At 71.5% G+C, this 25,121-nt stretch carries 28 protein-coding genes; 12 read left to right on the top strand and 16 right to left on the bottom strand.

What is annotated here, in order from left to right; genetic code table 11:
- Window positions 1–43: 43 nt before the first annotated feature.
- Entirely contained in the window at window positions 44–1,006 is a 963-nt protein-coding gene (gene coxB, locus ACN27G_RS20690) for a cytochrome c oxidase subunit II (RefSeq protein ID WP_421494425.1), read from the top strand.
- A gap of 12 nt (window positions 1,007–1,018) precedes the next feature.
- Window positions 1,019–1,444 (top strand): cytochrome c oxidase subunit 4, encoded by a 426-nt coding sequence (locus ACN27G_RS20685; protein WP_421494424.1) that lies wholly within the window; start codon window positions 1,019–1,021, stop codon window positions 1,442–1,444.
- A gap of 185 nt (window positions 1,445–1,629) precedes the next feature.
- Here the strand turns inward: ACN27G_RS20685 and ACN27G_RS20680 are convergent, their stop codons facing one another.
- Genes ACN27G_RS20680 through ACN27G_RS20670 form a run of 3 tightly spaced genes read right to left on the bottom strand, consistent with a single transcriptional unit; the run spans window position 1,630 to window position 2,866 of the window.
- On the bottom strand, window positions 1,630–2,085 hold the full coding sequence (locus tag ACN27G_RS20680) for a hypothetical protein (RefSeq protein ID WP_421494423.1): 456 nt from the start codon (window positions 2,083–2,085) through the stop codon (window positions 1,630–1,632).
- Window positions 2,082–2,522: an SRPBCC family protein gene (locus tag ACN27G_RS20675; RefSeq protein ID WP_421494422.1), complete on the bottom strand. Its 441-nt coding sequence runs from the start codon at window positions 2,520–2,522 to the stop codon at window positions 2,082–2,084. Before ACN27G_RS20675 ends, ACN27G_RS20680 begins: the two co-directional genes overlap by 4 nt.
- Window positions 2,519–2,866 carry an ArsR/SmtB family transcription factor gene (locus ACN27G_RS20670; protein WP_421494421.1) on the bottom strand — a complete coding sequence of 116 codons (348 nt, stop codon included), beginning with the start codon at window positions 2,864–2,866 and terminating at the stop codon, window positions 2,519–2,521. Before ACN27G_RS20670 ends, ACN27G_RS20675 begins: the two co-directional genes overlap by 4 nt.
- A 66-nt stretch (window positions 2,867–2,932) precedes the next feature.
- On the opposite strand from ACN27G_RS20670, the gene ACN27G_RS20665 reads away from it, so the two are divergent.
- Entirely contained in the window at window positions 2,933–3,313 is a 381-nt protein-coding gene (locus ACN27G_RS20665) for a PPOX class F420-dependent oxidoreductase (protein ID WP_421494420.1), read from the top strand.
- Between the two features lie 313 nt (window positions 3,314–3,626).
- Here ACN27G_RS20665 and ACN27G_RS20660 read toward each other — a convergent pair whose 3' ends face one another.
- Window positions 3,627–4,484, bottom strand: coding sequence for an alpha/beta fold hydrolase (locus ACN27G_RS20660; RefSeq protein ID WP_421497403.1), 858 nt, complete (start codon window positions 4,482–4,484; stop codon window positions 3,627–3,629).
- A gap of 153 nt (window positions 4,485–4,637) precedes the next feature.
- Between ACN27G_RS20660 and ACN27G_RS20655 the strand changes: the two genes are divergently transcribed.
- A complete protein-coding gene (locus tag ACN27G_RS20655) occupies window positions 4,638–5,156 on the top strand; it encodes a helix-turn-helix domain-containing protein (RefSeq protein WP_421494419.1) in 519 nt (172 codons plus the stop codon).
- A 103-nt stretch (window positions 5,157–5,259) separates the two neighbouring features.
- On the opposite strand, the gene ACN27G_RS20650 is transcribed toward ACN27G_RS20655, so the two are convergent.
- The 7 genes from ACN27G_RS20650 to ACN27G_RS20620 form a co-directional block, all read right to left on the bottom strand.
- Window positions 5,260–5,568, bottom strand: coding sequence for a hypothetical protein (locus ACN27G_RS20650; protein ID WP_421494418.1), 309 nt, complete (start codon window positions 5,566–5,568; stop codon window positions 5,260–5,262).
- Entirely contained in the window at window positions 5,565–5,792 is a 228-nt protein-coding gene (locus ACN27G_RS20645; RefSeq protein ID WP_421494417.1) for a hypothetical protein, read from the bottom strand. The genes ACN27G_RS20650 and ACN27G_RS20645 overlap by 4 nt, the downstream gene beginning before the upstream one ends.
- Window positions 5,793–5,952: 160 nt before the next feature.
- A complete protein-coding gene (locus ACN27G_RS20640; protein WP_421494416.1) occupies window positions 5,953–6,363 on the bottom strand; it encodes a RidA family protein in 411 nt (136 codons plus the stop codon).
- A 298-nt stretch (window positions 6,364–6,661) separates the two neighbouring features.
- Window positions 6,662–8,278 (bottom strand): cytochrome b, encoded by a 1,617-nt coding sequence (locus ACN27G_RS20635; protein WP_421494415.1) that lies wholly within the window; start codon window positions 8,276–8,278, stop codon window positions 6,662–6,664.
- A complete protein-coding gene (locus tag ACN27G_RS20630; RefSeq protein WP_421494414.1) occupies window positions 8,275–9,363 on the bottom strand; it encodes a ubiquinol-cytochrome c reductase iron-sulfur subunit in 1,089 nt (362 codons plus the stop codon). Before ACN27G_RS20630 ends, ACN27G_RS20635 begins: the two co-directional genes overlap by 4 nt.
- A complete protein-coding gene (locus ACN27G_RS20625) occupies window positions 9,360–10,208 on the bottom strand; it encodes a cytochrome c (protein ID WP_421494413.1) in 849 nt (282 codons plus the stop codon). Before ACN27G_RS20625 ends, ACN27G_RS20630 begins: the two co-directional genes overlap by 4 nt.
- Before the next feature lie 76 nt (window positions 10,209–10,284).
- Window positions 10,285–10,884 (bottom strand): cytochrome c oxidase subunit 3, encoded by a 600-nt coding sequence (locus ACN27G_RS20620; RefSeq protein ID WP_421494412.1) that lies wholly within the window; start codon window positions 10,882–10,884, stop codon window positions 10,285–10,287.
- A 109-nt stretch (window positions 10,885–10,993) separates the two neighbouring features.
- On the opposite strand from ACN27G_RS20620, the gene ACN27G_RS20615 reads away from it, so the two are divergent.
- The 4 genes from ACN27G_RS20615 to ACN27G_RS20600 all read left to right on the top strand — a co-directional run bounded on the left by ACN27G_RS20615 (window position 10,994) and on the right by ACN27G_RS20600 (window position 14,534).
- Complete coding sequence (locus tag ACN27G_RS20615) at window positions 10,994–11,947, top strand: cytochrome c oxidase assembly protein (protein ID WP_421494411.1); 954 nt, start codon at window positions 10,994–10,996, stop codon at window positions 11,945–11,947.
- Between the two features lie 143 nt (window positions 11,948–12,090).
- Window positions 12,091–12,501: a hypothetical protein gene (locus ACN27G_RS20610; RefSeq protein ID WP_421494410.1), complete on the top strand. Its 411-nt coding sequence runs from the start codon at window positions 12,091–12,093 to the stop codon at window positions 12,499–12,501.
- Between the two features lie 96 nt (window positions 12,502–12,597).
- Window positions 12,598–13,659 (top strand): anthranilate phosphoribosyltransferase, encoded by a 1,062-nt coding sequence (gene trpD, locus ACN27G_RS20605; RefSeq protein ID WP_421494409.1) that lies wholly within the window; start codon window positions 12,598–12,600, stop codon window positions 13,657–13,659.
- A 209-nt stretch (window positions 13,660–13,868) separates the two neighbouring features.
- Window positions 13,869–14,534 (top strand): DUF4142 domain-containing protein, encoded by a 666-nt coding sequence (locus tag ACN27G_RS20600; RefSeq protein ID WP_421494408.1) that lies wholly within the window; start codon window positions 13,869–13,871, stop codon window positions 14,532–14,534.
- Between the two features lie 116 nt (window positions 14,535–14,650).
- On the opposite strand, the gene ACN27G_RS20595 is transcribed toward ACN27G_RS20600, so the two are convergent.
- The 5 genes from ACN27G_RS20595 to ACN27G_RS20575 form a co-directional block, all read right to left on the bottom strand.
- On the bottom strand, window positions 14,651–14,938 hold the full coding sequence (locus ACN27G_RS20595) for an Lrp/AsnC family transcriptional regulator (protein WP_421494407.1): 288 nt from the start codon (window positions 14,936–14,938) through the stop codon (window positions 14,651–14,653).
- 97 nt (window positions 14,939–15,035) lie between these two features.
- Window positions 15,036–15,941 (bottom strand): nucleotidyltransferase family protein, encoded by a 906-nt coding sequence (locus tag ACN27G_RS20590; RefSeq protein WP_421494406.1) that lies wholly within the window; start codon window positions 15,939–15,941, stop codon window positions 15,036–15,038.
- The gene (locus ACN27G_RS20585; protein ID WP_421494405.1) at window positions 15,938–16,474 is read right to left on the bottom strand and encodes an NUDIX hydrolase; all 537 of its coding nucleotides are present in this window, start codon (window positions 16,472–16,474) and stop codon (window positions 15,938–15,940) included. The genes ACN27G_RS20590 and ACN27G_RS20585 overlap by 4 nt, the downstream gene beginning before the upstream one ends.
- Before the next feature lie 53 nt (window positions 16,475–16,527).
- Window positions 16,528–18,312, bottom strand: coding sequence for a RelA/SpoT family protein (locus tag ACN27G_RS20580; protein WP_421494404.1), 1,785 nt, complete (start codon window positions 18,310–18,312; stop codon window positions 16,528–16,530).
- 145 nt (window positions 18,313–18,457) lie between these two features.
- Window positions 18,458–20,224 (bottom strand): DEDD exonuclease domain-containing protein, encoded by a 1,767-nt coding sequence (locus tag ACN27G_RS20575; protein ID WP_421494403.1) that lies wholly within the window; start codon window positions 20,222–20,224, stop codon window positions 18,458–18,460.
- 127 nt (window positions 20,225–20,351) lie between these two features.
- On the opposite strand from ACN27G_RS20575, the gene ACN27G_RS20570 reads away from it, so the two are divergent.
- From ACN27G_RS20570 to ACN27G_RS20555, 4 genes are all read left to right on the top strand, one after another.
- Window positions 20,352–21,905, top strand: a complete 1,554-nt coding sequence (locus tag ACN27G_RS20570) for an NYN domain-containing protein (protein ID WP_421494402.1) — start codon at window positions 20,352–20,354, stop codon at window positions 21,903–21,905.
- Window positions 21,906–22,119: 214 nt separating this feature from the next.
- Window positions 22,120–22,347, top strand: a complete 228-nt coding sequence (locus ACN27G_RS20565; RefSeq protein WP_421494401.1) for a hypothetical protein — start codon at window positions 22,120–22,122, stop codon at window positions 22,345–22,347.
- A 164-nt stretch (window positions 22,348–22,511) separates the two neighbouring features.
- Complete coding sequence (locus ACN27G_RS20560; protein WP_421494400.1) at window positions 22,512–23,771, top strand: M48 family metallopeptidase; 1,260 nt, start codon at window positions 22,512–22,514, stop codon at window positions 23,769–23,771.
- Window positions 23,768–24,892, top strand: a complete 1,125-nt coding sequence (locus ACN27G_RS20555) for a glycosyltransferase family 4 protein (RefSeq protein WP_421494399.1) — start codon at window positions 23,768–23,770, stop codon at window positions 24,890–24,892. The genes ACN27G_RS20560 and ACN27G_RS20555 overlap by 4 nt, the downstream gene beginning before the upstream one ends.
- Window positions 24,893–25,121: the final 229 nt, after the last annotated feature.

The following is a 25,121-nucleotide window of genomic DNA, read 5'->3' as shown; positions in this document are numbered from 1 at the left end:
CGACGAACACCGACGCCGCGGCGCGCTAGGGAGGCAGGACCAGGTGGTCGCAAGGGGTTCGGAGGCACGGCCGTCGGCCGTACGGCAGAGCAGTCCCCGGGACGCCCGGAGGCGCGGCCCGCGCCCGTCCGTGGGCCGGCTGGCCGGGCTCGGAGCCGGCGGCGCCGCCCTGCTCTTCCTGCTCACCGGCTGCGACGTCGGCCGCGCCTTCGCCGGTTTCGGCTGGCCGCAGGAGGGCATCAGCCCCGAGGCGAACCGGATGTACGACCTCTGGATCGGTTCGGTCATCGCGGCCCTGGCGGTCGGCGTCTTCGTCTGGGGCCTGATCTTCTGGTGCATCGTCCGCTACCGCAAGCGGGGCGAGGCGCTGCCGGTGCAGACCCGGTTCAACATGCCGATGGAGTTCCTCTACACGATCACGCCGATCCTGGTCGTCTCCGTGCTCTTCTACTACACGGCGATCGTGCAGACCGGGGTCAACAAGGTCACCACCAACCCGGACGTGACGGTCGAGGTCGTCGCCTTCAAGTGGAACTGGCAGTTCAACTACCTGGACGGGCCGGGCGAGGACGCCGAGACGGTCGCCTCGACGCTGGGCACCTCCGACGTGATTCCGATCCTGGTGCTGCCGACCGGCCGGAGCATCCGGTTCGAGGAGACCAGCCGGGACGTCATCCACTCCTTCTGGGTGCCGGACCTGCTCTTCAAGCGGGACGTCTTCCCCGGCAACGTCCGCAACGTCTTCCAGGTGAGCAGCCTCACCACGGAGGGCGCCTTCGTCGGCCGCTGCGCCGAGCTCTGCGGCACCTACCACTCGATGATGAACTTCGAGCTGCGGGCCGTCTCGCCCGAGGCGTACGACCGGTTCATCGAGGCCAAGCGGGCCGGCCAGTCGACCCAGGACGCGCTGGTCGCCATCGGCGAGGAGCCGCTGGCACAGACCACCCGGCCGTTCGACACCCGGCGGGACGTCAACAACTTCGGTAACGCGAGCGCGGGAAGCTGAGGGGCAGCGCAGATGAGGACCGAGTGGAAGCTGTTCAGCGTCGTCTCGCTCTTCCTGGCGGTCGCAGGGGTCGTCTACGGGTTCTGGACCTATGGCGTGGACGGCCGGGTCGAGTGGATCGGTACGGTCGCGCTGGGCCTCTCCTTCCTGCTCACCGCGATGTGCGGCGGCTTCTTCTGGTTCGTGTCGCGCCGGATCGACCCCCGTCCGGAGGACCGCCCGGACGCCGAGATCGCCGACGGGGCCGGTGAGGTCGGCTTCTTCAGCCCGGGCAGCTACTGGCCGTTCGGGCTGGCCGTGGCCGCCACCATCGCCGGGCTCGGCCTGGTCTACTGGCAGTGGTGGCTGATCGCCGCCGGCCTGATCGCGGTGGTCTTCGCCGCCTGCGGCCTGCTCTTCGAGTACTACACCGGCACCCGGCGCACCGCCGAGCACTGAGGCACCGTCTCCTGCGGTACCCGCGATCGCGGCAGAGCCGTTGCGCCGTACATCCGACTGGGGTCCGTCGCCGTTGACGCTGGTTGCGCGCCCTCGTCATCTGCCCTGTGTGCCGTGGTGATCGTTCGGTCGGCCGATGTGCTGTTCCGGGGTCTTCATCTGAAAGGCGCGTCGGCCCCGGCGTATCAGCTGCTGCGGGGCAGTGTGCGGGCGTCGGGCAGCGCGCGGCCGCTCAGGAGGGCCACGAGCGAGCCGCTGTCGGCGCGAACGAGCCGGCCGTTTCCCCAGTTCCAGTCGGTGTCGGCGGCCTCGAGCCGGACATCGGCCAGATCGACGCCGAACCAGGTGCCATTGGCGGCGGTGAGCTGGTCGAGGATGACGGTCACCGCTTCTCCCGGTGCGACCGCGGGATGGCCGAGCGCGATCGTCACGTCCAGCGAGTGGATGACGGCATGGCTCAGTGCACCGACGGCACCGCCGCCCGGCGGTTGCCACGCGTGTAGTCCCGGCGATCGGAGCTGGTCGAGGAGGTCGGCGACCGGCAGCGAGGCGTCCCGCGCGGCCACGGTGTCGGAGAGCGCGGTGAAGTCACCGCCGGCCGGTCGTAGGTCGTGCGGAACCCAGGACTGCAGGTCGGTCACGATCGGTCTCCATGCATGAGATGGCTGAGGCGCTCCTGGAGCTTGTCGAGGGAGGTGAGAAAGCCGACGCGGGCCTCGGGCCCGCGCATCGCCTCAGGCACGTGCCGCTGATGGATGACGACCTCGGTGCTGCCGTCACCGAGGTCGTTGAGCGTGCTGGTGGTGTGCAACCCGCTCGCCGGCTCGACCCAGGCGAGCCGCTCGGGCGGGACGACCTCGGTGAAGGTGGCGACCATCCGGTGGCTGCCGTACTCGCCGAGCATCAGGGTCTCGAAGCGGCCGCCAGGGTGGGGTTCGACGACAATTCCGTCGAGCGGGGCGGCCATGCCGCGCGGGCCCCAGTAGTGCGCGAGCTCAGCGGGCTCGGTGAGGCACCGCCACACCAGATCGCGCGGCGCGCGGAAGACCCGGCGGTAGACGAATTCGTCGTCGTTCACTGATTCTCCCGCTGCTGCAAGCGGGCGAGGTGTGTCTCCAGCCGGTCCATCCGCTCTGACCACCTGCGCCGGCTCTCGTCGATCCACGACACCGCAGCCTCGAGCGCCGCCGGTTCGAGCCGGCACGGCCGGGTCTGCCGATGCCGCCCCCGGCTGATCAGGCCGGACCGCTCGAGCACCCCGAGGTGCTGCGACACGGCCTGCATACTCATGGCATACGGCTCTGCCAACTCCTTGACCGTCGCCTCACCCACGCTCAGCCGGGCCACGATGTCGCGCCTGGTGCGGTCGGCGAGCGCCGTGAACAGGGCATCGAGCCGCTCATCCTCGACTGCGGATTTCATGCGTACTACTCAAGCATGCGCTTTATCAAGTGGCAACTGGAGAGTGCGGCTCGCTACGCTGGAACGATGACCGCGGCCGACGAGATCGTCCGTAGCCGGTACGTCAGTCTGACCACCTACCGCAAGGACGGCACCGCGGTGAGCACGCCGGTCTGGCACGTACCGCAGGGTGCTGAACTCTGGATCGTGACCGAAGCGGGTTCGGGCAAGGTCAAGCGCATCCGGAACAACCCGCAGGTGCGTGTGCAGCCATGCTCCGTACGCGGGAGGGTGGCGCCGGATGCGCCGGGCGTGACGGGAACGGCCCGGTTGCTGGACGGCGACGGAACGACGCGGGCCCGCGAGCTGCTGGCCCGTCGATACGTCATGTCACGGGCAGGGAACCGGCTCGCTCGCCTGCTGCGGCTACGCCGCCCCCCGATGGTCGGCATCATCGTCTCGTTCTAGTCGACCCGGCCTTCCGACTGGAGAGACACTCAGATCGCCCTCGTCGGCCAGAGCAAGGGGAGACCGATGCGCCACGGGGCCGCCGGCTTGCCGGGCGGGACGACGTGGCCGGTGGGCCAAGCTGTGGGCGTCGTGGCCGCGACCGCGGCCGGAGACCCGGATCTGCTTGATATGCAGGTAATCGTCGTTGACCGGATGCCTCCAACGGTGTCGGTCCGAGGTCGGACGATCCTGCCCTGGTCGGGTCTGATCCTTGTGCTGCCGGCCGTCTGGTATCACGGGACGGGCGTCGGCGTGGCGTACTCGCAGGAAGTCAGCTCGCGAGATGGACCCGGGCCCAGGCCGCGATACGTTCGAGGACCCAGGCGTCTATCGGGTTTGTGAGCTGACGCCTGTACCGCCACAGTCCTGGCGGCCCGGGGTCGCGGCGGAGCAGGTGGGTTAGGTCGGTCGGCACTTCGCCGTCGAACGGGCCGGTCACGAGCCGGCTGATGCGGGCCACGTCGGCTGGATCGACCTGGATGTCCTTGCTGCCGGTGATCGCCAGCACCGGCTGGTCGATGCTGGCCAGGTCCGGGCCGGGGTCGTGGGCCATGTACTCGCGCAGCCACCGGTCGCTGAGGCGTGACCGTGGCATCCGGTCATGCTGGTCGGTGGCGGACCTGCGGATCCGGTCGCGGGCGCGGGCCTGACGGCGCGTCAGTATGGGACCCAACGGCCGCAGCGGATGTGGCAGCGTGGTCGCGATCCGGTCGCTCTGCCAGGCCATCACTCGCTCGCCAGGCTGCGCGGCACCTGCGAGCAGGACATACCCGGCGGGAGGTGGAGCGGCCCTTACGAGGTTGGCCGCCACGATAGCTCCAGTCGAGTGCCCGACCACAAAGACCCGGTCCGGGTCCACCGCAGGGTGGGCACGCAGCGCGGCGAGAGCGGCTGCGGCATCGCCGCACTCGTCGTGGAAGCCGGTGCTCAGGTAGTCACCGCCCGAGGCGCCCACGCCTCGCTTGTCGTAGCGCAGCAAGACGCAGTCGTGGTCAGCCAGTGTCACCGCGAGCGCCCGGCCCAGACCCAGTGCCATACCGCTCATAGCAGAGTCCCGATCGATTGGTCCGGAGCCGTTGATGAGCAATGCCGCCGCCTGGCGGCCGTCCCCGTCGGGTCGGGTCACCACGCCGGTCAACAGCGCTCCCGTGGCCGGGATCTCGAGGAGTTGCTCCCGCAATGATCCACCCTTCGTTCTCATATCTGAGAATCATCGGCGCTGAAGCTAACATTCTTGCTTGTGATAATCAACGCCGAGCCGGTGCGACCCGGCCCTGGAATCGTGGAGACAGTGCTACACCCGGTCCGGTTGCGCATCGTGCACGTGCTCATGGACCGCGAGCTGACCGCGCGCCAGCTCAGGGCCGTACTCAGCGACATCCCGCAGGCGTCGCTCTACCGACACGTCGGGCGCCTGGTGGACGCGGGGGTGCTGCGGGTGACACGCGAGGAGCGGGTTCGCGGCGGCACGCAACGTACGTACACGGTGGTGGAGTCCGCAGTCATCCTCGGCCCCCAAGACTTCGACGACGCCTCCTTCGCCGACCATCAACGCTACTTCGCGGCCTTCATCGGCGCGCTGATCGCCGGATTCGAGCAGTACCTGCGAACCACCGGCGCCGCCCCCACCCGCGACGGCGTCGTGTACCAGCAGATCCCGGTCTGGGTCACCCCTGCCGAGTCGCGCCAGCTCACCGCCGCGATCACCGACCTGCTACACCCCCTGCGGACGCGAAAGGGTCGCCAGCGGCGACGCCGGACGACGTTCGCCATGGTCCTGCACCCCGACCCAGCCACGTAGCAGGCGCCCGCTCATGCCGCGATGCGCGGTTCGCCTGGACCCAAGCTGTCGATCTGCCTTCCCTGAAACGGCCAGTTGGATCACGTTCAGACATTGCGACACCCTACTGGCCCCTGATCAGAGCGGTGACGATGGCGGTGGTCTGGTCGAGCGCCACCGGGCCGACGTTGCCCAACGGCTCGCCCAGAGCCGACACAGGCAGCCACTGGACCAGCTCCGGCAGGAGCGTGCCGGACGGCTCGGTGACCGCGACGACCAGGGGCATCGCGTCCTCGGCAGGAGCGCCGGGCACATATGGGCAACAGATCACCCGCCCGGTCTGAGCCTGCAGATGCATCGAGTTCGAAAGCACGACCACCATCAACTCGGTGCGGGTGTCCAGGCGCGGAGCGACGTCTCCCGGTCGGATCACAGGCCGGACTCCTGGTTGGCCGCGTACACCTGCGCGGCGTAGGCATCGATGTTGAGCGCCGGCACCGTCCGGGCGGTGTAGCCGGCCAGAGCGAGCCGGAGATGTTCGTTGCGCAACGCCCGCTCGATCAACTCCGAGCGATTCAACCCCAGTTCAGAGGCGTCAGCGTCGGCCAGGGTCAGGACCAACGTATCGACCGTCGCGGAAATCTTCTCTTTCGCCATACGTTCATCCTACCAGTCGTCCCACCTGTCCAGCGTGGGCCGAAACTGCTGTCCGAACCACCGTCACGCCCGAGGAACCCCACGGATGTGCGGTCTTCCATAGGGCCACGCACTGCTTCCGGCATCCGGATCTGCCGCGCTGCGCGCGCTTACTGAGTGATCAGCATAGGGCGGCGACGGCTTCTACCTCGACGAGTTGGTCGCGGTAACCGAGGACGGCGACTCCCAGCAAGGTGCTGGGCACATCGTGCGGGCCGAAGTGTCGGCTGACCACGTCCCACGCCGTGACAAGGTCGTCCCGGCGGTTGCTGGCGACGTAGACGGTCGTCTTGACCACGTCGGTGAGGTCGGCACCGGCCGCCGCCAGTGCGGTGCGTAGGTTCGCCATGACCTGCTCGGCCTGCCCGGCCACGTCTCCGACCGCGACGGTGGCGCCGTCCTCGTCGAGCGGGCAGGCGCCGGCAGTGAACACGAGCTTCCGCACGTCAGAGGCTACTGCGGCATAGGCGTACGGAGCCTGATCGGTTAGCTGTGGAACTCGGATCAGCTCAACGGAGTCGGATGCGGTCATGGGCGCATGTTCGCAGACGATCTCGGCAGTGACGACCGCATTACGTTTCCCACGATCTCGGGTACCCCGATCTGCCGCGGAGCGGGCGGAGGGTCAGGTTGTCCCAAGTCGCAGCCTGTGAAGACTCCGTCTGGCGGCCGGCGCGCGGTCGAACGGCGGGCATCTTCTGCCGCGACCGGTGCGAGCGCGCCTCGTTCCGTCTCAGCCGCGACGCGACACGTTCGCTGGCGGATCCCGAGTGTTAAGAAGGGCCCCTTCCTATGCAAAATGCGATAAGAGGGGGCCCTTCCTTGCACGTTCAGCGGTTGGTGCTGATTTCCTTGCGGTCGGGGTGGGGCTCCACCGGGGGGTGGCCGGGTGAGACCGGCGCCTCGGCCGGCTTCTCGATCGGGTAGAAGAAGCCCCGGATCGCCGGGCCGAGCGCGCCGAGCCGGTTCATCTTCTTCGGCACCACCCAGCCGACGTACTCCAGTTCGCTGTGGCCGTGCTCGTCGGTCGGAGCGAGCGGCTGGTGGATCTCGACGAACTGCCCGTTCGGGAGCCGCCGGATGATGCCGGTCTCGACGCCGTGCGCCAGCACTTCCCGGTCGTGCTGCTGGAAGCCCAGGCAGAGCCGGTAGGTGAGGTAGTAGGCCAGCGGCGGGACGACGATCAGGCCGATCCGGCCGGCCCAGGTCATCGCGTTGAGGCTGATGTAGAACTTCTCCGCGATCACGTCGTTGGCGCCGGAGAGCGTCAGCACGAGCCAGAACGACACCGCCATCGCGCCGAGGGCGGTCCGGCCGGGCACGTCACGCGGGCGCTGGAGCAGGTTGTGGATCGCCCGGTCCCGGTTCAGCCGGGCCTCGATGAAGGGATAGAAGATCGGGATCACGGTCATCAGGCCGGGCAGCACCACGGTGGGCCAGAAGAGCGGCGGGATGACGTAACCGTCGCCGATCGGGATGTTGATCTCCCACGGTGGCATCAGCCGGGTCGACCCGTCCAGGAACATGACGTACCAGTCGGGCTGGCTGGCCGCGGAGACCACGGCCGCCTCGTAGGGGCCGAAGAGCCAGATCGGGTTGATCTGGGCGAGCCCGCCGAGCAGCGCGATCACCGCGAAGACGACCATGAAGAAGCCGCCCTGCTTGAGAGCGTAACGCGGGAACATCCGTTCGCCGACCACGTTCGTGTTGGTCCGGCCGGGGCCGGGCCACTGGGTGTGCTTCTGCTTGAAGACCAGCCCGAGGTGCGCGCTGATCAGGCCGACCAGCAGGGCCGGGATCAGCAGCACGTGCGCGATGAAGAACCGGCTGATGATGATCTCGCCCGGGAACTCACCGGAGAAGATCGCCGTGGTGACCCAGGTGCCGATCACCGGGATCGAGAGCATGATCGCCGAGGCGATCCGCAGGCCGGTGCCGGAGAGGCCGTCGTCCGGCAGCGAGTATCCGGTGAACCCGGCCAGGAAGCCGACCCAGAAGAGCAGATAGCCGATCATCCAGTTCAGCTCGCGCGGCTTGCGGAACGCTCCGGTGAAGAAGATCCGCATCATGTGCACGATGATCGACGCCATGAAGAGCAGCGCCGCCCAGTGGTGCATCTGCCGCATGATCAGGCCGCCGCGGATGTCGAACGAGATGTCCAGGGAGGAGGCGTACGCGGCGGACATGTGCACGCCCTGCAACGGCCGGTAGCTGCCGTCGTAGCTGACCTCCCGCATCGACGGCTCGAAGAAGAGCGTCAGGTAGACACCGGTCAGCAGCAGCACGATGAAGGAGAAGAGCGCGATCTCGCCGAGCAGGAAGGACCAGTGGTCCGGGAAGACCTTGTTGAGCAGGGACCGCAGCGGGGTGTTCACCTGGAGCCGGTCGTCGACCTCCCGGGCCGCCTTGCCCGGCGCCGCTGCCAGGTCGAACCTACGACGCTTCATGGCCGCTCCCAGAAGTCGGGCCCGACGGTCTCGGTGAAGTCGGACTGCGCGACGAAGAAGCCTTCCTCAACGGCCAGGGGAAGCTGAGGAAGCCGCCGGCTCGCGGGTCCGAAGATCGGGCGGGCGTTGTCGGTGATCAGGAACTGGGACTGGTGGCAGGGGCAGAGCAGCCGGTTCGTCTGCTGCTCGTAGAGGCTGGCCGGGCAGCCGGCGTGCGTGCAGATCTTCGAGTAGGCGATGTAGTTGCCCCACATGAAGTCCTGCCTGCCGTCCCGCAGGTTCGCCGACCTCGCCTCCTGCGCGTCGCTCTCGCGGAGGTGGATCAGCAGGATGGGGGAGTCGGCGTGCTCGTTGGTGGCGCCGCCCGGGATGCCGGGGAAGGCGGTGATCTGCCCACCGGGGCTGATGTCCTCGGGGCGTACCGGGACGCCGTCGTGGTGGGTCAGGTGGATCCGCCGACCGTCCTGCGGATGCCAGCCGGTGGTGAAGTACTGGTTGTTCTTGTGCGGCTGCTCGATGAGCCCGCCGATCAGCGGTGCCGCGGCGACCGCGCCGACCGGGGCCAGACCGGCCAGCAGCGAGACGCCGAGCAGCGGGCGGCGGCGTACGCCTATCTCGTCGGCCATGTAGAGCAGCGTGTTACCGGTGATCCTGCGTTCCTCGTCGCTGTCCGGCTCGACGTGCCGATCCTGGATCGACACCTCCTTGGGCAGCAGCTTCTTGCCCCAGGCCAGGATGCCGACGCCGATCAGCAGCAGCGCCAGCCCGAGGGTCAGGCCGAGGATCGGGGTGTAGAGCTTGCCGGCGCCGGTGCCCGGCTCGTATTCCCAGGGCCACCAGATGTACGCCACCACGAACGCGGTCGAGAAGAGTCCGACCAGCAGGAACATCATCGTGATGACCCGGGAGAGCCGGCGCTCGGCCCTGGTGCCCGGGACCGGGAACTGCGGCTCGTAGTGGACGATCTCGATGTCGTCGCGTCGGGCGCCCTCCCGGACGATGTCGAAGCGCGAGACCTGCGGGTCGTTCACGTCGATCGGCTCGCCGGCGGTGGTGTGCGTGTCTCCGTCGGTACGAGTGCTCATGACTTCCCCGCAATCCAGAGCGCAGCGAAGACCAGCGCGACCATGCCGACCAGGAAGATCGCCAACCCCTCGGTGGACGGACCGAGCCGGCCCAGGTTCAGGCCACCGGGATCGCGGTCCTCGGCCAGTGTCTCCTGGACGTACGCGATGATGTCGGCCTTCTGCTCCGGCCGCAGCTGGTTGTCACCGAAGACCGGCATGTTCTGCGGACCGGTCAGCATCGCGGCGTAGATCTGCCGGTCGGTCGCGGCCGTGAGGTTGGGGGCGAACTTGCCGGAGGAGAGCGCGCCGCCACCGCCGCCGAAGGTGTGGCAGGCGGAGCAGTTGATCCGGAACAGCCGGCCGCCCTCGGCCGGATCCCCGTCGCGGTGCAGGTCGTCACCCTCGGGCAGCTGCGGCCCGCCGCCGAGTTCCTGGATGTACTGGGCCATCTGGGTGATCTGGTCGTCGGTGAAGACCTGCGGCTTCTGCTCGGCCTGGGCCTCCTGGCGGGCCAGCGGCATCCGGCCGGTCCCCACCTGGAACTCCACCGAGGCGGCGCCGACGCCGACCAGGCTGGGCCCGCGCCCCTCGACGCCCTGCGCGTTGCGGCCGTGGCAGGTCAGGCAGCTCGTGTCGAAGAGCGCCTTGCCCTCCTGCGCCGCCGAGCTGAACTGCGGGGTGTCCTGCGCCGCGAGGCCCGGCGCGAAGACGGTGTAGGCGCCGCCGGCCAGGGTGAGCGCGGCCAGCAGCCGGACCGTGGCGCCCAGTCGACGGCGGGCCTTGCCGCGCGGCCTCGACCGCGCGCGGCGCAGCCGCGAGAGCAGCCCGCGGGAGCGGTCGCCGCCGGGGGTGTCAGAAGTCATGGCCTGTGTCCTTAACGGGTTTTCTCGACCTTGTCTCAGGGACGGGGCATCGGGGCGGAGTGTGACAACTCCAAGATCATCGGAGCCAGTAGATCATGCCGTAGAGCGCGATCCAGACCACGTCGACGAAGTGCCAGTAGTAGGAGACGACGATCGCCGAGGTGGCCTGCGCCGGGGTGAACCGGCCCATGGTGGTCCGGATCATGAAGATGATGAAGGCGACCAGGCCGCCGGTCACGTGCAGTGCGTGGAAGCCGGTGGTCAGGTAGAAGACCGACCCGTACCCGTCTCCGTTGATCTTCACGCCCTCGTGTACCAGCGTGCGGTACTCGTTGAGCTGGCCCAGGACGAAGACCAGACCCATCAGGAACGTGATCGTGAACCAGCGGCGCAGCGCGTGCACGTCGCCCCGCTCGGCGGCGAAGACCCCGATCTGGCAGGTGATCGAGGAGAGCACCAGGATCACCGTGAACGTGGTCGCGTACGGGATGTTGAGCACCTCGGTGTGCTTCTCCCACAGCTCGGGCGCCGCCGCCCGGATGGAGAAGTACATCGCGAACAACGCCGCGAAGAACATGAGTTCACTCGAGAGCCACACGATCGTCCCGACGCTGACCATGTTGGGTCGGGTCAGCGAGTGGATCCGGCTCTTGTCAATGGCTGAGGCCGCAGTCACGCGGTCATTATTGCCCCTGAGCGGCATCGGCCATCGTCGGGGTGGCCCAACTGCCTCGTCGGACGGGGTCGCGGCGCCCCGCCCGGTGCGACTGGCCTAGCCTGAAAACGTGCCGTACCTCGAATCCGGCGCCGTCACCGGTGTGTCCGCCACCCCGGCCGTCCTGGCCGCGGGGGGCACCGAGACGACGCCGTTCACCGTCTCCGCGATCTTCACCGAGAGCACGCTGAACAGCTGGCTCGCCGTCGTCCTGGTGCTCGCCGCCGGCTGCTACCTCTACGGCGTACACCGGCTGCGGGTGCGTGGCGACGCCTGGCCGGTGCTGCGCACGGTGCTCTTCCTCGGGCCGGGGCTGGGCGGCATCGCCGCGGTGACGCTCTCCGGGCTGGGCGCGTACGACACCACCCTGCTCTCGGTGCACATGGTCCAGCACATGGTGCTCTCGATGGTGGCGCCGATCTTCCTCGCCCTGGGCGCCCCGGTGACGCTGGCGCTGCGCACCCTCCGCGGGGCACCCCGGCGCCGGCTGCTCGCGGTGCTGCACAGCCGGGTGGCGAAGGTGGTCACCTTCCCGCTCTACGCCTACGCGATCTTCGTGGTGAACCCGTTCGTGCTCTACTTCTCCGGGCTCTACCGGTGGACCCTGGAGAACCCGTTCGGTCACGAGCTGGTGCACGCGCACTTCATCCTCACCGGCTGCCTCTTCTTCTGGCCACTGGTCGGGCTCGACCCGCTGCCGGGCCGCTGGCCCTATCCGGCCCGGGGCCTGCTGATGGTGCTCTCGGTGCCGTTCCACACCGTGCTCGGGCTCACCGTCATGCAGAGCAGCACGCTCTTCGGTGGCGACTGGTACCCGTCGCTGGCCCTGCCCTGGTCCGACCCGTGGGACGACCAGAGGGTCGCCGGCGGCATCCTCTGGGCCGGCGGCGAGTTCGTCAGCGTCACCATGATCGCCGTGCTGCTGGTGCAGTGGGTCCGGCAGTCGGAGCGGGAGGCCCGCCGGGTCGACCGGGAACTGGACCGCGAGGAGGCCCGGCAGCGCGCCGCCGGCAGCGCGGTGTGACGGCCGGACCGGGCGGCGCCGACCGGCGTACCCGATGTCCCGGGATCTGGGCGCGGCCGTCCCCGGGGACGGGCGGGCCGATCGGGCGCCGGAGCCGACCGGTACGATCGGCGGGCAGCTACGAGGTGGGAGCCCAGCGAGCGATGAGCGATCGTCAATACACCGTCCTGCTCTACAGCGACGACCCGCAGGTCCGGGACCGGATGCGGCTTGCCGTCGGTACCCGCCCGGCGGCCGACCTCTCCGTGGAGTTCGTCGAGGCCGCCGACTTCGACGAGTGCATCCGGCTGCTCGACGAGTACGAGATCGACCTGCTGCTCCTCGACGGCGAGGCGACCCCGACCGGCGGCCTCGCCATCGCCCGGCAGATCAAGGACGAGCGGGACGACGCCCCGCCGGCCTGCCTGGTGATCGCCCGGGCCGCCGACCGCTGGCTCGCGGCCTACGCCCAGGTCGAGGCCACCCTGGTGCATCCGCTCGACCCGGTGGCCGCCGGCCAGACCGTGGCCGGGCTGCTGCACGGCCGCGCCCGGGGGGCGAACGCGCCCTCCTAGGGCCCCGGCTCCTGGGGGCCCGGCTCCGCTCCGGGCTCCGGGGTTCCCACACACCACCGCACACCGCCAACCACCCGCCCCGCCCGGGAGGCCCGCATGGGGGAACGGACCTGGCCCAACCTCCTCGCCGCGCTGCTGCGTGCCGAGGAACTCTCCACCGCCGACACCGCCTGGGCGATGGGCGAGATCATGTCGGGGTCCGCGACCCCGGTCCAGATCGCCGGGTTCGCCACGGCGCTGCGCGCCAAGGGCGAGACAGCGGCCGAGCTGGCCGGCCTGGTCGAGACGATGCTGAGCCGGGCCACCCTGGTGGAGCTCTCGGAGCCGCTGCGGGCCGAGGCCGTCGACGTGGTCGGCACCGGTGGCGACCGGGCGCACACCGTCAACATCTCCACCATGACCGCGATGGTGGTGGCCGGGGCCGGCGTACGCGTCGTCAAGCACGGCAACCGGGCCTCCTCCTCCTCGTGCGGCGCGGCGGACCTGCTCGAATTCCTCGGCCTCCCGCTCGACCTGGGGCCGGTCGGGGTGGCCCGGTGCGTGACCGAGGTCGGGATCGGCTTCTGCTTCGCCGCCCGGTTCCACGCCGGGATGCGGCACACCGCGGTACCCCGGCGGGAGATGGGGGTGCCGACGGTCTTCAACTTCCTCGGCCCGCTGACCAACCCGGCCCGGCCCCGCTCCGGCGCCGTCGGCTGCTTCGACCCCCGGATGGCTCCGGTGGTGGCCGAGGTCTTCGCCCGGCGTGGCGACGCGGTGCTGGTGATGCGGGGTGAGGACGGCCTCGACGAGTTCAGCACCGCCGCGCCGACCCGGCTCTGGATCGCACACCAGGGCCAGGTCACCGAGAGCGTCGCCGACGCGACCGACCTCGGCGTGTCCCGTTCGGCCCCGGGCGATCTGCGTGGTGGCGACGCCGCCTACAACGCCGAGGTGACCCGGCGACTGCTCGCCGGCGAGCCGGGGCCGGTCCGGGACGCGGTGCTGGTCAACGCCGCCGCGGCCCTCGCCGCGCAGGCCGGGTTCCCCGGTGGGCTGCTGCCGGCGATGCGGGACGGTCTGGCCAGGGCGGCCGAGTCGATCGACTCGGGCGCCGCCTCCCGCACCCTCGACGCCTGGGTCGATGTCGCCAAGACCGCCAGGGCCGACGAGTCGTAGCCCTCACCCTCCGGCGCCTTCCGGCGGCCGACACGGCCGCCGGCTCCGGGGTACCCGGAAAATCGATCGCCTAACGCCCCGGCGGGCGGAGCCGGACGTCCGGGTGGCGGGAGCCTACGGCAGTCGACCGATCTCGGCTGCCGTCAGGCCGCGTGTCCACCGGACAACCGGGTACCCCCGAAGTTCAACGACCGGAGGGGGGAACAAACATGTTGGTCGTCAAAAGGTTGGGTGTGATCGTCTCGATGGCGCTGCTCGGCCTCGTACCGGCCGGCGCCGCGTACACCGCCGCGGCGGCGGCGCAGCCGTCGGGGACACCCTCGGCCACGCCGTCCGCTTCGCTCTCGGCGCAGGACAGACAGTTCCTGCAGGCGATACACCAGGTGAATCTCTTCGAGATCGCGGCGGGCAACCTGGCCAAGCAGAAGGGGGCGAACCAGGAGGTCAAGAACCTCGGCGGCCGGTTCGTGACGGATCACACGCAGCTCGACCAGAAGGTGCAGAACGTCGCGTCGGCGGCATCGTTCCAGCTGCCGAACAAGATGACCAACGAGCAGCAGGCGGTCATCAACCAGTTGCAGAACGTCTCGGGTGCGGACTTCGACACTCAGTGGATCACGTCGCAGTTGACCGCGCACACCCAGGCGATGCAGGTGGTGCAGGCCGAGCTGACGCAGGGCTCGGACCCGTCGGCCAAGCAGGTGGCGCAGCAGGCGGCGCCGGTGCTCCAGGCGCACCACAACGCGCTGGTGGCGCTCGCGCAGAGCATGGGCGTACCGATCCCGGGCGGCACCACGGTGGCGCCGAGTCCGGGGGTCAGCTCCGGTGCTCCGTCGCCGGGCGGCACGGGCACGCCGAGCCCGACCATCAGTTGACCGGTCGCCGCCAGGCGGCATGACGGGTCCTCCGGCCACCGCGCCGGGGGACCCGTCGGCGTCCCCGAGCCGGAGTCACCGGGTGACGGCGGGGCGCAGGTGGTCGACGGGGCGCCTCAGTCGGCGTCGGCGAGGCCGATCGCGAACGCCTCCTCCAGGTCGTGCTGGGAGTACGCCCGGAAGGCGATGTGCGACTCGGTGCCGAGCACGCCCTCCACCTTCGAGATGCCGCCGGCGATCACCTCGGCGATCTGGTCGAACTCGCGGACCCGGACCACGGCGATCAGGTCGACGTGGCCGGCGACCGAGTAGACCTCGCTGACGCCGGGCAGCGCGGCCAGCGTCTCGGCAACCTCGGGGATCGAGTCGGTGGCGCAGTCGATCAGGACGATCGCGGTGATCACCGAAGACTCCTCTCGTCGACGTGCTCGCTGGCGCACCCCGCGCCGGACGAAGGTCGGATGCCGCGTTGCGGCTGCCCGCTCATGCTAGAGGTGGCGGCTACCGGACCGGTGCGGAGGGCGGTCGCGCGGAGACGGTCAGGGCCTCGCCGACCCGGATCGCGTCGGTCAGGTGCTCGTCGGGGCGTACCCGGCCGCCGGGCCAGACCACGCAGCGGTCCAGGGTGCCCCGGACCACGGCGCCGGCACCGACCACCGCCATCCGGTGCGCGCCGGTCACCTCGGCGGTCGGGTCGACCAGACTGCCGCCACACGCGGCGTGCAGGTTCGCCGCCAGGTAGTCGGCGGGGGTGCCGGTGTCGAGGTACCGGCCGGAGAACTCGACCACCTCCAGCGCACCGGCCGCCTCGGCCGGGCGCCACACGGTGCGGACCAGCTCCGCCGGTTCGGCCGGCAGGTCACGGACCCGGGCCCAGGGCAGCAGCGAGAAGCCGGCGAAGCGGTGCCGGCCGAAGTCGCCGGGGCGGGCCGGCCCGGCGACCGGCTGGCCGAGCAGCCGTACGCTCGTGCCGTCCCAGCCGTCGAGTAGCGCGGCGACGTCCGGGCCGGGCGGCGTGCCGGGCGCGGCGAGATAGGCGTCGGCGTTTCCGACGAGTACGCCCCGGCCGTCGATCCAGTCCCGCAGCTTGGCCACCCCGCCGGAGGTGCCGAGTGGGCTGCCGGGCTCGACCGAGAGCCGGGCCCGACCGGCAACGTGCCGGACCACCTGGTCGCCGAGGTAGCAGGCGTTCACCGCCACCGTCGCCGGGGTGGCGAAGCCGAGCGCCGAGACCCGGGCCAGAGCCCGGTCCAGTAGCGGCACGTTCCCCACCGGACAGAGCGCCTTCGGCAGGTGCCCGGTGAGCGGGCGCAGCCGGCGCCCTTCCCCGGCGGCCAGTACCACGGCACAGACCTCGACCCCACCCGGATCCCGGTCCGGAGTCGCGGCGGTGGTGGGTCCGGTCACGACGGCGGGGGGCCGTCGGCCGGATCCGTCTCGGCGAGGGGGCCGATCCGGTAGTTGCCGAGCAACCGGGCGGTGGCGGTGGTCAGCCGGGGCAGTTCGTCCAGCCGGTGCCAGGCGGCCTCGTAGACCTCGGCGCCGTCGACCACCAGCTCGGTGCGGGACGCCGGGATCCGCACCTCGAAGACCATGTCGACCCAACCCCGCAGGTGTACGACGGCATTGGGCACCGCCGGCCGGAACTCCGTCAGCGGCAGGTCGATCCCGGTCTCCTCGTGCAGTTCCCGGGCCGCGCCGACCAGCGGTGGCTCGCGGCGCTGGAGCAGCCCGGCCGGCAGTGTCCAGCCGCGACCCGGGGGCTGGCGCAGCAGCAGGATCCGGCCCGGCGCCTCCGCCTCGGCGTCGTGGACCAGGGTGACCGCGCCGACGATGTACTTCGGCACCGCCAGCCGGACCAACTGGCGGCGCAACCCGATGGGCAGGCGATAGAAGATCTTGTAGCCGACGGCGCGGGCCGGCGAGCGGCGGGAAGTCACCGAGCCAGGCTAGAGGGCGTACCGACCCGGCGGGTGACCCGGGGCACGGCCGGTCACTCCTCCTGGTGGTCCACCATCGCGATCAACTGCTCGACCACCGTGTCCGGCTCGACCGTCCGGTCGACCACGGCGACCAGCAGGGTTTCCAGGTCGGGGTAGCCCTGCGCCTCGGCGAGCCGGCGCAGCGGCAGGTCGTTGGCGAGCCCGCGGTTGTGCTTGCGCAGCGCCAGCCCGATCGTGGCCCGGCCGAGCCGGACCTTGTCGGCGATCGAGATCGCCGGCTCCTGGTGCTCGGCGAAATAGCGGTTGATCTGCATCTGCGCGTGCGGCGACTTGACGAAGCGGAGCCACTCTCGGCGCGGCCCCGGTTGCGCGACCGTCAGGTCGAACTCGCTCTGCGCGTCGGTCTCGCCGAAGATCTCGATCACGTCACCCTCCTCCAACTCGGAGGAGAGCGGCGCCAGCCGGCCGTTGATTTTGGCGGCGAGGCAGTGGTCGCCCCGGTGCGGACCCAGCTCGTAGGCGAGGTCGACCGGGGTGGAACCGGCGGGAAGGACCACCTGCCGGCCCTCGGCGAAGACCTGGATCTGGGTCTCGGCGAGGTCGCAACGGAGCGACTGGAGAAACTGCGCCGGGTCGGCGGTGTCCCGCTCCCAGTTGAGCACCCGCTGCAACCAGTCGAGATGTTCGGCGCTGTGCCCGGCGTCGGCGCCCGGCGTGGGATAGCGGAAGTCGGCGGCGATGCCGTACTCGGCGGAGCGGTCCATCGCCTTGGTCCGGATCAACACCTCGACGGTCCGCTCGCCCGGCCCGATCACGGTGGTGTGCAGCGACCGGTAGAGGTTGTTCTTCGGGGCGGCGATGTAGTCCTTGAACCGCCCGGCGACCGGTCGCCAGAGCGCGTGGATCGTGCCGAGCGCGGCGTAGCAGTCGGTGTCCGGACCCTCCACCACGATCACGATCCGGGGCAGGTCGAACGGGACGGCGTGGTCCCGGGCGACGGTGTCCTTCCAGATCGAGTAGTAGTGCCGGTCCCGCCGCCGGACGGTAGAGACGATCTTGTCCCGCCGGAGCACCACCTTGGCCTGGCCCATCACGTTCTCGAGGTAGTCGGCCCAGGCCGGCCGGTTCGTGACGTACTCGTCTATCCGGGCGTACGCCTCCGGTTCGAGGTGGCGCAGCACCACGTCGTCCAGGTCGCGCTTGAGCGCCTGGATGCCGAGCCGGTCGCAGAGCGGGACCAGCACCTCCTGGGTGGCCCGGGCGATCCGGGCCCGGGAGGCGAGCGAGCGGGCGTCGAGGGTACGCATGTTGTGCAGCCGGTCCGCGAGCTTGATGATCAGCACCCGGACGTCCTTGCCGGCCGCGACGATCATCTTGCGGATCGTCTCGGCCTCGGCGGCCTTGCCGTAGAACGCCTTGTCGAACTTGGTCACCCCGTCGACCAGGTGCGCCACCTCGCGTCCGAAGTCACCGGTGAGTGCCTGGAGGGTGTAGCGGGTGTCCTCGACCGTGTCGTGCAGCAGCGCGGCCACCAGGGTCACGGTGTCCATGCCCAGCTCGGCGCAGATCTGCGCCACCGCCAGCGGATGGGTGATGTAGGGGTCGCCGCTCTTGCGGAACTGCCCCCGGTGCATGCTCTCGGCAATGGCGTAGCTGCGGCGCAGCACCGCGACGTCGGCATTGGGATGCACGGTGCGGTGGGCCCGGACCAGGTCGGTCACCGGATCGTCCTCACCCGACTGCCAGGACAGCAACGAGCGCAGCCGCCTGCTCAGCGTGATCTCCGTCGGGCGGGCGCTCCCGAGGGCGGCGCCGTGGCCGGCGTCGAGGTCCACGCGGAGCCACCTCCTCACTCACCGCCGCGAGCCGGCGCCGGCGGCCCGCGCCGGCATGGCGACGCGAACGCAAGCCCCGAAATCGGGCAGGACTGCACTTCTCTAACAGCCTAAAGGAGTGAAGGTCGTCCGATCGGTTACTTGCTCATGTGCGTTCGGTCGGTACTTGGTGCGTCGACGCCGCCTCGGCCCGAGCCAGCAGGTCACGGAACCGGGCCGCACCCCTGGCCGGAGAGGCCCAACCGGTGGATGTCTCCACCAACCGCGTGTCGGGTCGTTCCAACCAGGACAGGATGCGTTCGGACTCCTCGGCGGAGGCACTGGGGACCGGCCCGTGTCCGGGAGGCACCGTCTCGGCGGTCGCCCGGACCAGCTCGAGGACCCTCCGGGGCGGTGTGCCCGGTGCGGCGGTGCCGGCCCCGGCCAGCCGGCCGTGCCGGATCACGGCGATCTCCCAACCACCGTCCGCGGCCCGGCGGGCGGCGGCCAGCTCGCCGATCCGGGTCAGCCCGACCAGGCGTTGCATCCGGACGGTGGCCCGGAGCACCGCGGCCAGCCGGCTCCGCACCACCGCCGCCTCCTCGTAGCGGCGCGCGTCGGCCAGCACGCCGATCCGGGACAGCAGCGCCTCGACCAGCACCTGCGGGTCGTCGGCCAGGGCGGACCGGACCGGCCCGACCGCGCGGGCCGCGTACTCCTCGACGGAGATCCGGTGTTCGCAGGGTGCCGGGCAGCGGTCCAGCTCGGCCAGGGCGCACGCCGGGCTGGTCGTCCGCACCGAGAGCCGGGGCGTGCACTGGCGCAGCGGCACCGCGTCGTGCACCCCGGCCGCGGCGAGTTCGGCCGAGCGGCGCGAGCTGAACGGACCCAGATAGGTCTCGTCCTCCGGCCCGAGCGACCGGACCAGCGACAGTCGTGGGTACGGCTCCGAGGTCAGCTTGAGCCAGACCGCCCGCTCCGGATATTTCGACCGGCGGTTGTACGGCGGCGCGTGCGCCGCGATCAGCCGCAGCTCGCGCACCTCGGCCTCCAGCGGATGGGCGCACTCGACCGCCTCGACCCGCTCGGCGGCGGCCAGCATCTCCGAGATCCTGGCCCGCTTCTCCGAGGCGGTGAAGTAGCTGCGGACCCGGGTGGCGATGTCGCCGGAGGTGCCGACGTAGAGCGGCCGGTCGTCGGCGGCCCGGAAGATGTAGACGCCCGGCACCTTCGGCAGCCCGTCGGCCAGGTGCCGCTTGCGGCGCTGGGTCGGGGTGACCGCCCTGGCGAACTCGATCGCGTCGCCGAGGGTCTCCACCCGGTGCCCGCCGAGGCGGGCGATCAGCCCGTGCAGCACGTCGACCGTGGCGCGCGCGTCGGCGAGCGCCCGGTGCGTCGGCTGGTGCGGGGTGCGGAAGTAGGCCGCCAGCGTGCCGAGCTTGCGGTTGGGCACCTCGTCGCGGGTGAGCACCCGGCGGGCCAGCGCCGCGGTGTCCAGCACCCGGGGGTTCGGCCAGGTGTAGCCGTGCCGGGCGCAGGCCGCCTTGAGAAAGCCCACGTCGTAGGGGGCGTTGTGCGCGACCAGCACCGCACCCCGGAGGAACTCCAGCACGCTTGGCAGCACCTCCTCGATCGGCGGTGCCGGCAGCAGCATCGCCTGGGTGATCCCGGTCAGCACCGTGATGAACGGCGGGATCGGCTCGCCCGGGTTGACCAGGGTGCCGAGCACGCCCAGCTCCTCGCCGCCGCACACCTTGACCGCGCCGATCTCGGTGATCCCGCCGCCGTCCGGGGCTCCTCCGGTGGTCTCCAGGTCGAGCACCACGAAGGTCGTCCGGCGCAGCGACGTCGCCTCGTCGGGCCAGCCGTCCGCGCCGGAAACGCCGCCCGGCAGGCCGTCCAGCGTGCCCTGGACATATTGAGGTGGGACCACGGCGGGCAGGCTAGGCGGCACGTACGACACTTCCGCATCATCCGTACCAGTCGTTACCGGGGGCCGTCGGGGCGAGATCATCTGAGCCGTTCGGCAATCGGGAGGGTGTCGGTGGGAGACTGGCGACATGGCCCGCGCCGAACCGTCCGACGACCGCCTCCGCGAAGAGGCGGCGCAGCCCGCACGTCCCGAGCGTGCCGGCGACCCCGGACGCGCCGGCGACCCCGGCGGCCCCGAGCCTGCCAGCGGCGCCGTCGACCCGGCCGCGGCCGTCGTCGCCGACGACGTGCCGGAGCCGGCCGATCGGGAGCCGGCCGATCGGGAGCCGGCCGATCGGGAGCCGGCCGATCGGGAGCCGGCCGATCGGGAGCCGGCCGATCGGGAGCCGGAGCCGACGTTGCCGGAGCCGGTCAGGACCCGGATCGTCAGCCTGGCCGCGACGGCGCTGCCGACGCTGCCCGTCGAGGAGGTGCCGCCGCCGCTGCGCCGGGTCGCCAAGTTCGCGCCGAACCGTCGGGCCCGGCTCGGCGGCGGGCCGATCGCCACCCAGCTCGCCGCCGACCCGCTCTTCCGGCAGCGGGTGGCCAGCCGGGTGCTCGCCGAGGTCGGCGAACTCGGTTCCGTGGTGGTCTCCGGCGGCAGCCCGGCCGCCGCCGACCCGGTCGAGGTCGCCGCGCTCGCCTACCTGACCCGGCCGGCGGGCTGGCGTGACCTGGTCGAGAACGCGGGTGCGGCGGTCCGGGCCGAGGTGGACAGCGCGATCGTCGCCGAACTGGTCCGCGAGGCCGAACAGCGCGCCACCCGGGCCGAGCACGACCGCGCGGTGGCGAAGGTGGAGGCCGACAAGCTGCGCGACGAGGTGGCCCGGCTCCGGGAGGAGCTGGGCCAGCTCCGAGAGGAGAACCGGGTGCTGGGCCGCACGCTCCGGGAGGCGCAGGCCCAACACCGGCGGGCGGCCGAGTTGCTCGCCACCGAGAAGGGGCGGGCCGCCCGGGCGGCGGCCGACCACGAGGCGGAGCTGCGCCGGGTGCGGGCCCGGCTGGCCGAGGCCGAGGCGGCGGCGGGCGCGGTCCGGCAGACGGCGAAGGAGGCCCGCTCGGTCGACGACGCCCGGCTCTGGCTGCTGCTGGAGACGATCGGTCGGGCCGCCGTAGGGCTGCGCCGGGAACTCGCCCTCGACCCCGCCGACCGGCTGCCGGCCGACTACGTCGCGGACGCGTTCGCCGAGCACCCGGCCGCGGCAACCTCGGCCCGCGCCCTGGACGCCGACGACCCGGCCCGGCTGGACCAGTTGCTGGCACTGCCCCGGGCGCACCTGATGGTCGACGGCTACAACGTCACCAAGCGCGGGTTCGGCGACATGTCCCTGGAGCAGCAGCGGAAGCGGCTGATCACCGGTCTCGGCGGCATCGCGGCGCAGACCGGTGACGAGGTGACGGTCGTCTTCGACGGTGCCGAACGGATGCACGGGCTACCACCGTCACCCCGTGGCGTACGCGTGCTCTTCTCCCGCAAGGGGGAGACCGCCGACGACCTGATCCGCCGGCTGGTCCGGGCCGAGCCGCCGGGCCGACCGATCGTGGTGGTCTCCTCCGACCGCGAGGTCGCCGACGGCGTACGCCGGCACGGCGCCTACCCGCTCGGCGCGGACTCCCTGCTCCGCCGCCTCGCCCGCTCCTAGCCTGTAAGGAAGGGCCCCCGCTTATCGCTTTCTGCATAGGAAGGGCCCCCGCTTAACCGGGCTGCACCCGGCGCCGGCTGCTTCGTCCGGCTTGATCATTTGTCGCGGCAATGGTGGGCAACGGTGGTTTTGTCGTACCCCTGTTCTAGGGTCCGATGTAACGGACGGTGGTCGAGTCACGACAGCCATCGTCACCGCTGCTCGAGGAGGGCACGTGCTCATCGACTGCGACAGTTGCACCCTCCGCCGGGGCACGGCGGCCTGTTCCGGGTGTCTGGTCAGCGCACTGCTGGACCAGGCACCCGGGCAGGCCGCCCTGGCGGCCGACGAGATGCACGCGATCGAGGTCTTCACCCGGGCCGGCTTCGACGTCGAGATCCTGGACGCCCCGGTTTCGGCACCGACCCGGCTGGGCAACCGTCGGCGCAGGCGGGTCGCCTGACGGATCACCATCCGGCGGGGCCACGGGGACGGGACGCTGCCGGGCCCGCCCCAACTGCCCGACGGACGACCCGGGCATAGGATTGGCGGCGCGATCGGGTCGGTGGCGGCGCGATCGGGTGTGCGGAGGGCGGAGCGGATGACAGAGCGGGTGCGGGCCACCGCATGACGCCACGTGCCTGGGCCGGGCTGACCCTCGTCGCCCTCGTGCTGCTGCTCGTCACCGCGACGGCGCTGCTGGTGCCGTGGCACCGGCCGCCCGCGCCCCGCGCCGATCAGCTCGCCGCACTCGACGACCTCGATCCGGCACAGGTGGCCAGGGGGCGGGCCTTCGCCGCCGCCCTGCGGCCGGGCGGTTACGCCGCGCTCGCCGTCGGGCTGGCCGTCGCGCTGCTGCTCGGCCTCACACCGCTCGGCGCGAAGCTCGTCGGACTGGTCGGCCGCCCGTTCGGAGATCACTGGATCGCCCAGGCCGTGCTCGGTGGTCTGGCGGTGGTGCTGGTCGCCGACCTGGTCACCCTGCCGTTCGCGGCCTGGCGGCACGCGGTGGTGGCCCGCTACGGGCTCTCCACCCAGGGCTGGGGCGGGTGGACGGTCGACCTGCTCAAGTCGTACGCGGTCAGCGCCGTGATCGGCGCGGTGGCCCTGCTCGGCTTCTACACCGTGACCCGGCTGGCACCGAGGTGGTGGTGGGCCTTCGGTGCGGCCGGCGCCGCGCTGTTGGTCACGCTCCTCTCGTTCATACTGCCCGTGCTGGTGGAGCCGATCTTCAACCGGTTCACCCCGATGGAGCCAGGGCCGCTCCGCACCGAGTTGCTGGCGCTCGCCGACGCCGACGGCGTACCGGTGAAGGACGTGCTGGTCGCCGACGCCTCGCGCCGGACCCGGGCGGTCAACGCGTACGTTTCCGGGTTCGGTCCCACCCGCCGGATCGTCGTCTACGACACCCTGCTGCGCGAGGCGCCATCCGCCGAGGTGGCCGCGGTGGTCGCGCACGAGCTGGGGCACGCCAAGGACCGGGACGTGCTGACCGGCACCCTGACCGGTGCCCTCGGCGCCGCCGCTGCCGTCGTCGCGCTCTATCTGCTCGGCTCGTCGGGCGGACTTCTGCGGGCCGCCGGGGTCGGCTCGGTAGCCGAGCCACGCGCGTTCGCGCTGCTGCTGGCGCTGGTCACCGTGGCGGGTCTGCTGGCGACGCCGGTCCAGGCCTGGGTCTCCCGGCAGGTGGAGGCGCGGGCGGACGCACACGCGCTGGCACTGACCCGGGACCCGGCGGCCTTCGAGGCGATGCAGCGCCGGCTCTCGGCGGTCAACCTCGCCGATCCCGACCCGCCCCGGTGGGAGTACCTCTACCGGGCGAGTCACCCATCGACCGTCGAGCGCATGGCCGCTGCCCGCGCGTACGCCCGAGGAGCTGGCGGTTGACCAGGACGCTGCTCGTCACCAACGACTTCCCACCGCGTCCTGGCGGCATCCAGTCGTTCGTGCACGCCCTCGCGGTCCGGCAGCCGACCGGGTCGATAGTCGTGTACGCCTCCACCTGGCCCGGCGCCGACAAGTTCGACGCCGACCAGCCGTTCGAGGTAATCCGGGAGTCGACCGAGCTGCTGCTGCCGACCCGGCGGGTGGCGCGTCGGGCGGCGGAGTTGGCCCGCGCCTACGACTGCGACACCGTCTGGTTCGGCGCGGCGGCCCCGCTGGGGCTGCTCGCCGCCGGGCTGCGCCGCCGGGCCGGGATTGACCGGGCGGTGGCCCAGACCCACGGTCACGAGGTCGGCTGGGCGGCGCTGCCGGGCGCCCGCTCGGCGCTGCGCCGGATCGGCGACGGCATCGACGTCACCACCTACCTGGGGGAATACACCCGGGTGCGGCTGGACCGGGTGCTGCGGGGCCGCACCGAGCTGCGCCGGCTCGCCCCGGGGGTGGACGTCGACGTCTACCACCCGGACGTGGACGGCTCCGAGATCCGCGCCCGGCACGGCCTGACCGACCGGCCGGTGGTGGTCTGCGTCTCCCGGCTGGTGCCGCGGAAGGGGCAGGACGCACTGATCCGGGTCCTGCCGGAAGTCCGTCGCCGGGTGCCGGGAGCCGCGCTGCTGGTGGTGGGCGGCGGGCCGTATCGCAGGGCGCTGGAGAAGCTGGCCCGGCGGGTGGGCGTCGCGGCCGACGTGGTTTTCACCGGCTCGGTGCCGACCGCCGCGCTGCCGGCGTACTACGCGGCCGGCGACGTCTATGCGATGCCGTGCCGGACCCGCAACGGCGGTCTGGACGTCGAGGGCCTGGGCATCGTCTATCTGGAGGCGTCCGCGACCGGGCTGCCGGTGGTGGCCGGTGACTCCGGCGGTGCCCCGGACGCGGTCCGGGAGGGCGAGACCGGCTACGTCGTCGACGGCCGTGATGCCGGGCGGCTCGCCGACCGGCTCAGCGTCCTGCTCGCCGATCCGGAACTGGCCCGTCGGATGGGCGCCGCCGGACGCGCGTGGGTGGAGCGGGAGTGGCGCTGGGAGCGGCAGGCCGGGCGGATGACGGAACTCCTGACGGGCTGACCGAAGCCCGGCTGGCGGTCCCCCCCGGAACTGCCGACCGACACCGGTCGCACGGCGGGTCGCCTGGTGCCGGTCGCGCGGCGGGTCGCCTGGTGCCGGTCGCGCGGTGGGTCGCCTGGCGCGGTCGCGCGGCGGGTCGCCTGGCGCCGGTCATACGGCCGGTCGAGCGGCGCCGGGCGCGCACCGGGGCGCCAGCGGTGGCGTCTGCTGGCCTCCCGGCCGGCCGGGA

The organism is Plantactinospora sp. WMMB334, from assembly GCF_049179095.1.
In the GTDB taxonomy this organism is placed as follows: domain Bacteria; phylum Actinomycetota; class Actinomycetes; order Mycobacteriales; family Micromonosporaceae; genus Plantactinospora.
This window is presented reverse-complemented; position numbering and strand designations above follow the sequence as displayed.

Excerpts from the sequence above, each read along its gene's own strand:
- ACN27G_RS20570 (WP_421494402.1), top strand. The coding sequence starts at position 20,352 with ATGGCCCGCGCCGAACCGTCCGACGACCGCCTCCGCGAAGAGGCGGCG.
- ACN27G_RS20640 (WP_421494416.1), bottom strand. The coding sequence starts at position 6,363 with ATGACCGCATCCGACTCCGTTGAGCTGATCCGAGTTCCACAGCTAACC.
- ACN27G_RS20610 (WP_421494410.1), top strand. The coding sequence starts at position 12,091 with ATGAGCGATCGTCAATACACCGTCCTGCTCTACAGCGACGACCCGCAG.
- ACN27G_RS20635 (WP_421494415.1), bottom strand. The coding sequence starts at position 8,278 with ATGAAGCGTCGTAGGTTCGACCTGGCAGCGGCGCCGGGCAAGGCGGCC.
- ACN27G_RS20630 (WP_421494414.1), bottom strand. The coding sequence starts at position 9,363 with ATGAGCACTCGTACCGACGGAGACACGCACACCACCGCCGGCGAGCCG.
- ACN27G_RS20625 (WP_421494413.1), bottom strand. The coding sequence starts at position 10,208 with ATGACTTCTGACACCCCCGGCGGCGACCGCTCCCGCGGGCTGCTCTCG.
- trpD (WP_421494409.1), top strand. The coding sequence starts at position 12,598 with ATGGGGGAACGGACCTGGCCCAACCTCCTCGCCGCGCTGCTGCGTGCC.
- ACN27G_RS20685 (WP_421494424.1), top strand. The coding sequence starts at position 1,019 with ATGAGGACCGAGTGGAAGCTGTTCAGCGTCGTCTCGCTCTTCCTGGCG.
- ACN27G_RS20560 (WP_421494400.1), top strand. The coding sequence starts at position 22,512 with ATGACGCCACGTGCCTGGGCCGGGCTGACCCTCGTCGCCCTCGTGCTG.
- ACN27G_RS20645 (WP_421494417.1), bottom strand. The coding sequence starts at position 5,792 with ATGGCGAAAGAGAAGATTTCCGCGACGGTCGATACGTTGGTCCTGACC.
- ACN27G_RS20670 (WP_421494421.1), bottom strand. The coding sequence starts at position 2,866 with ATGAAATCCGCAGTCGAGGATGAGCGGCTCGATGCCCTGTTCACGGCG.
- ACN27G_RS20665 (WP_421494420.1), top strand. The coding sequence starts at position 2,933 with ATGACCGCGGCCGACGAGATCGTCCGTAGCCGGTACGTCAGTCTGACC.
- ACN27G_RS20600 (WP_421494408.1), top strand. The coding sequence starts at position 13,869 with ATGTTGGTCGTCAAAAGGTTGGGTGTGATCGTCTCGATGGCGCTGCTC.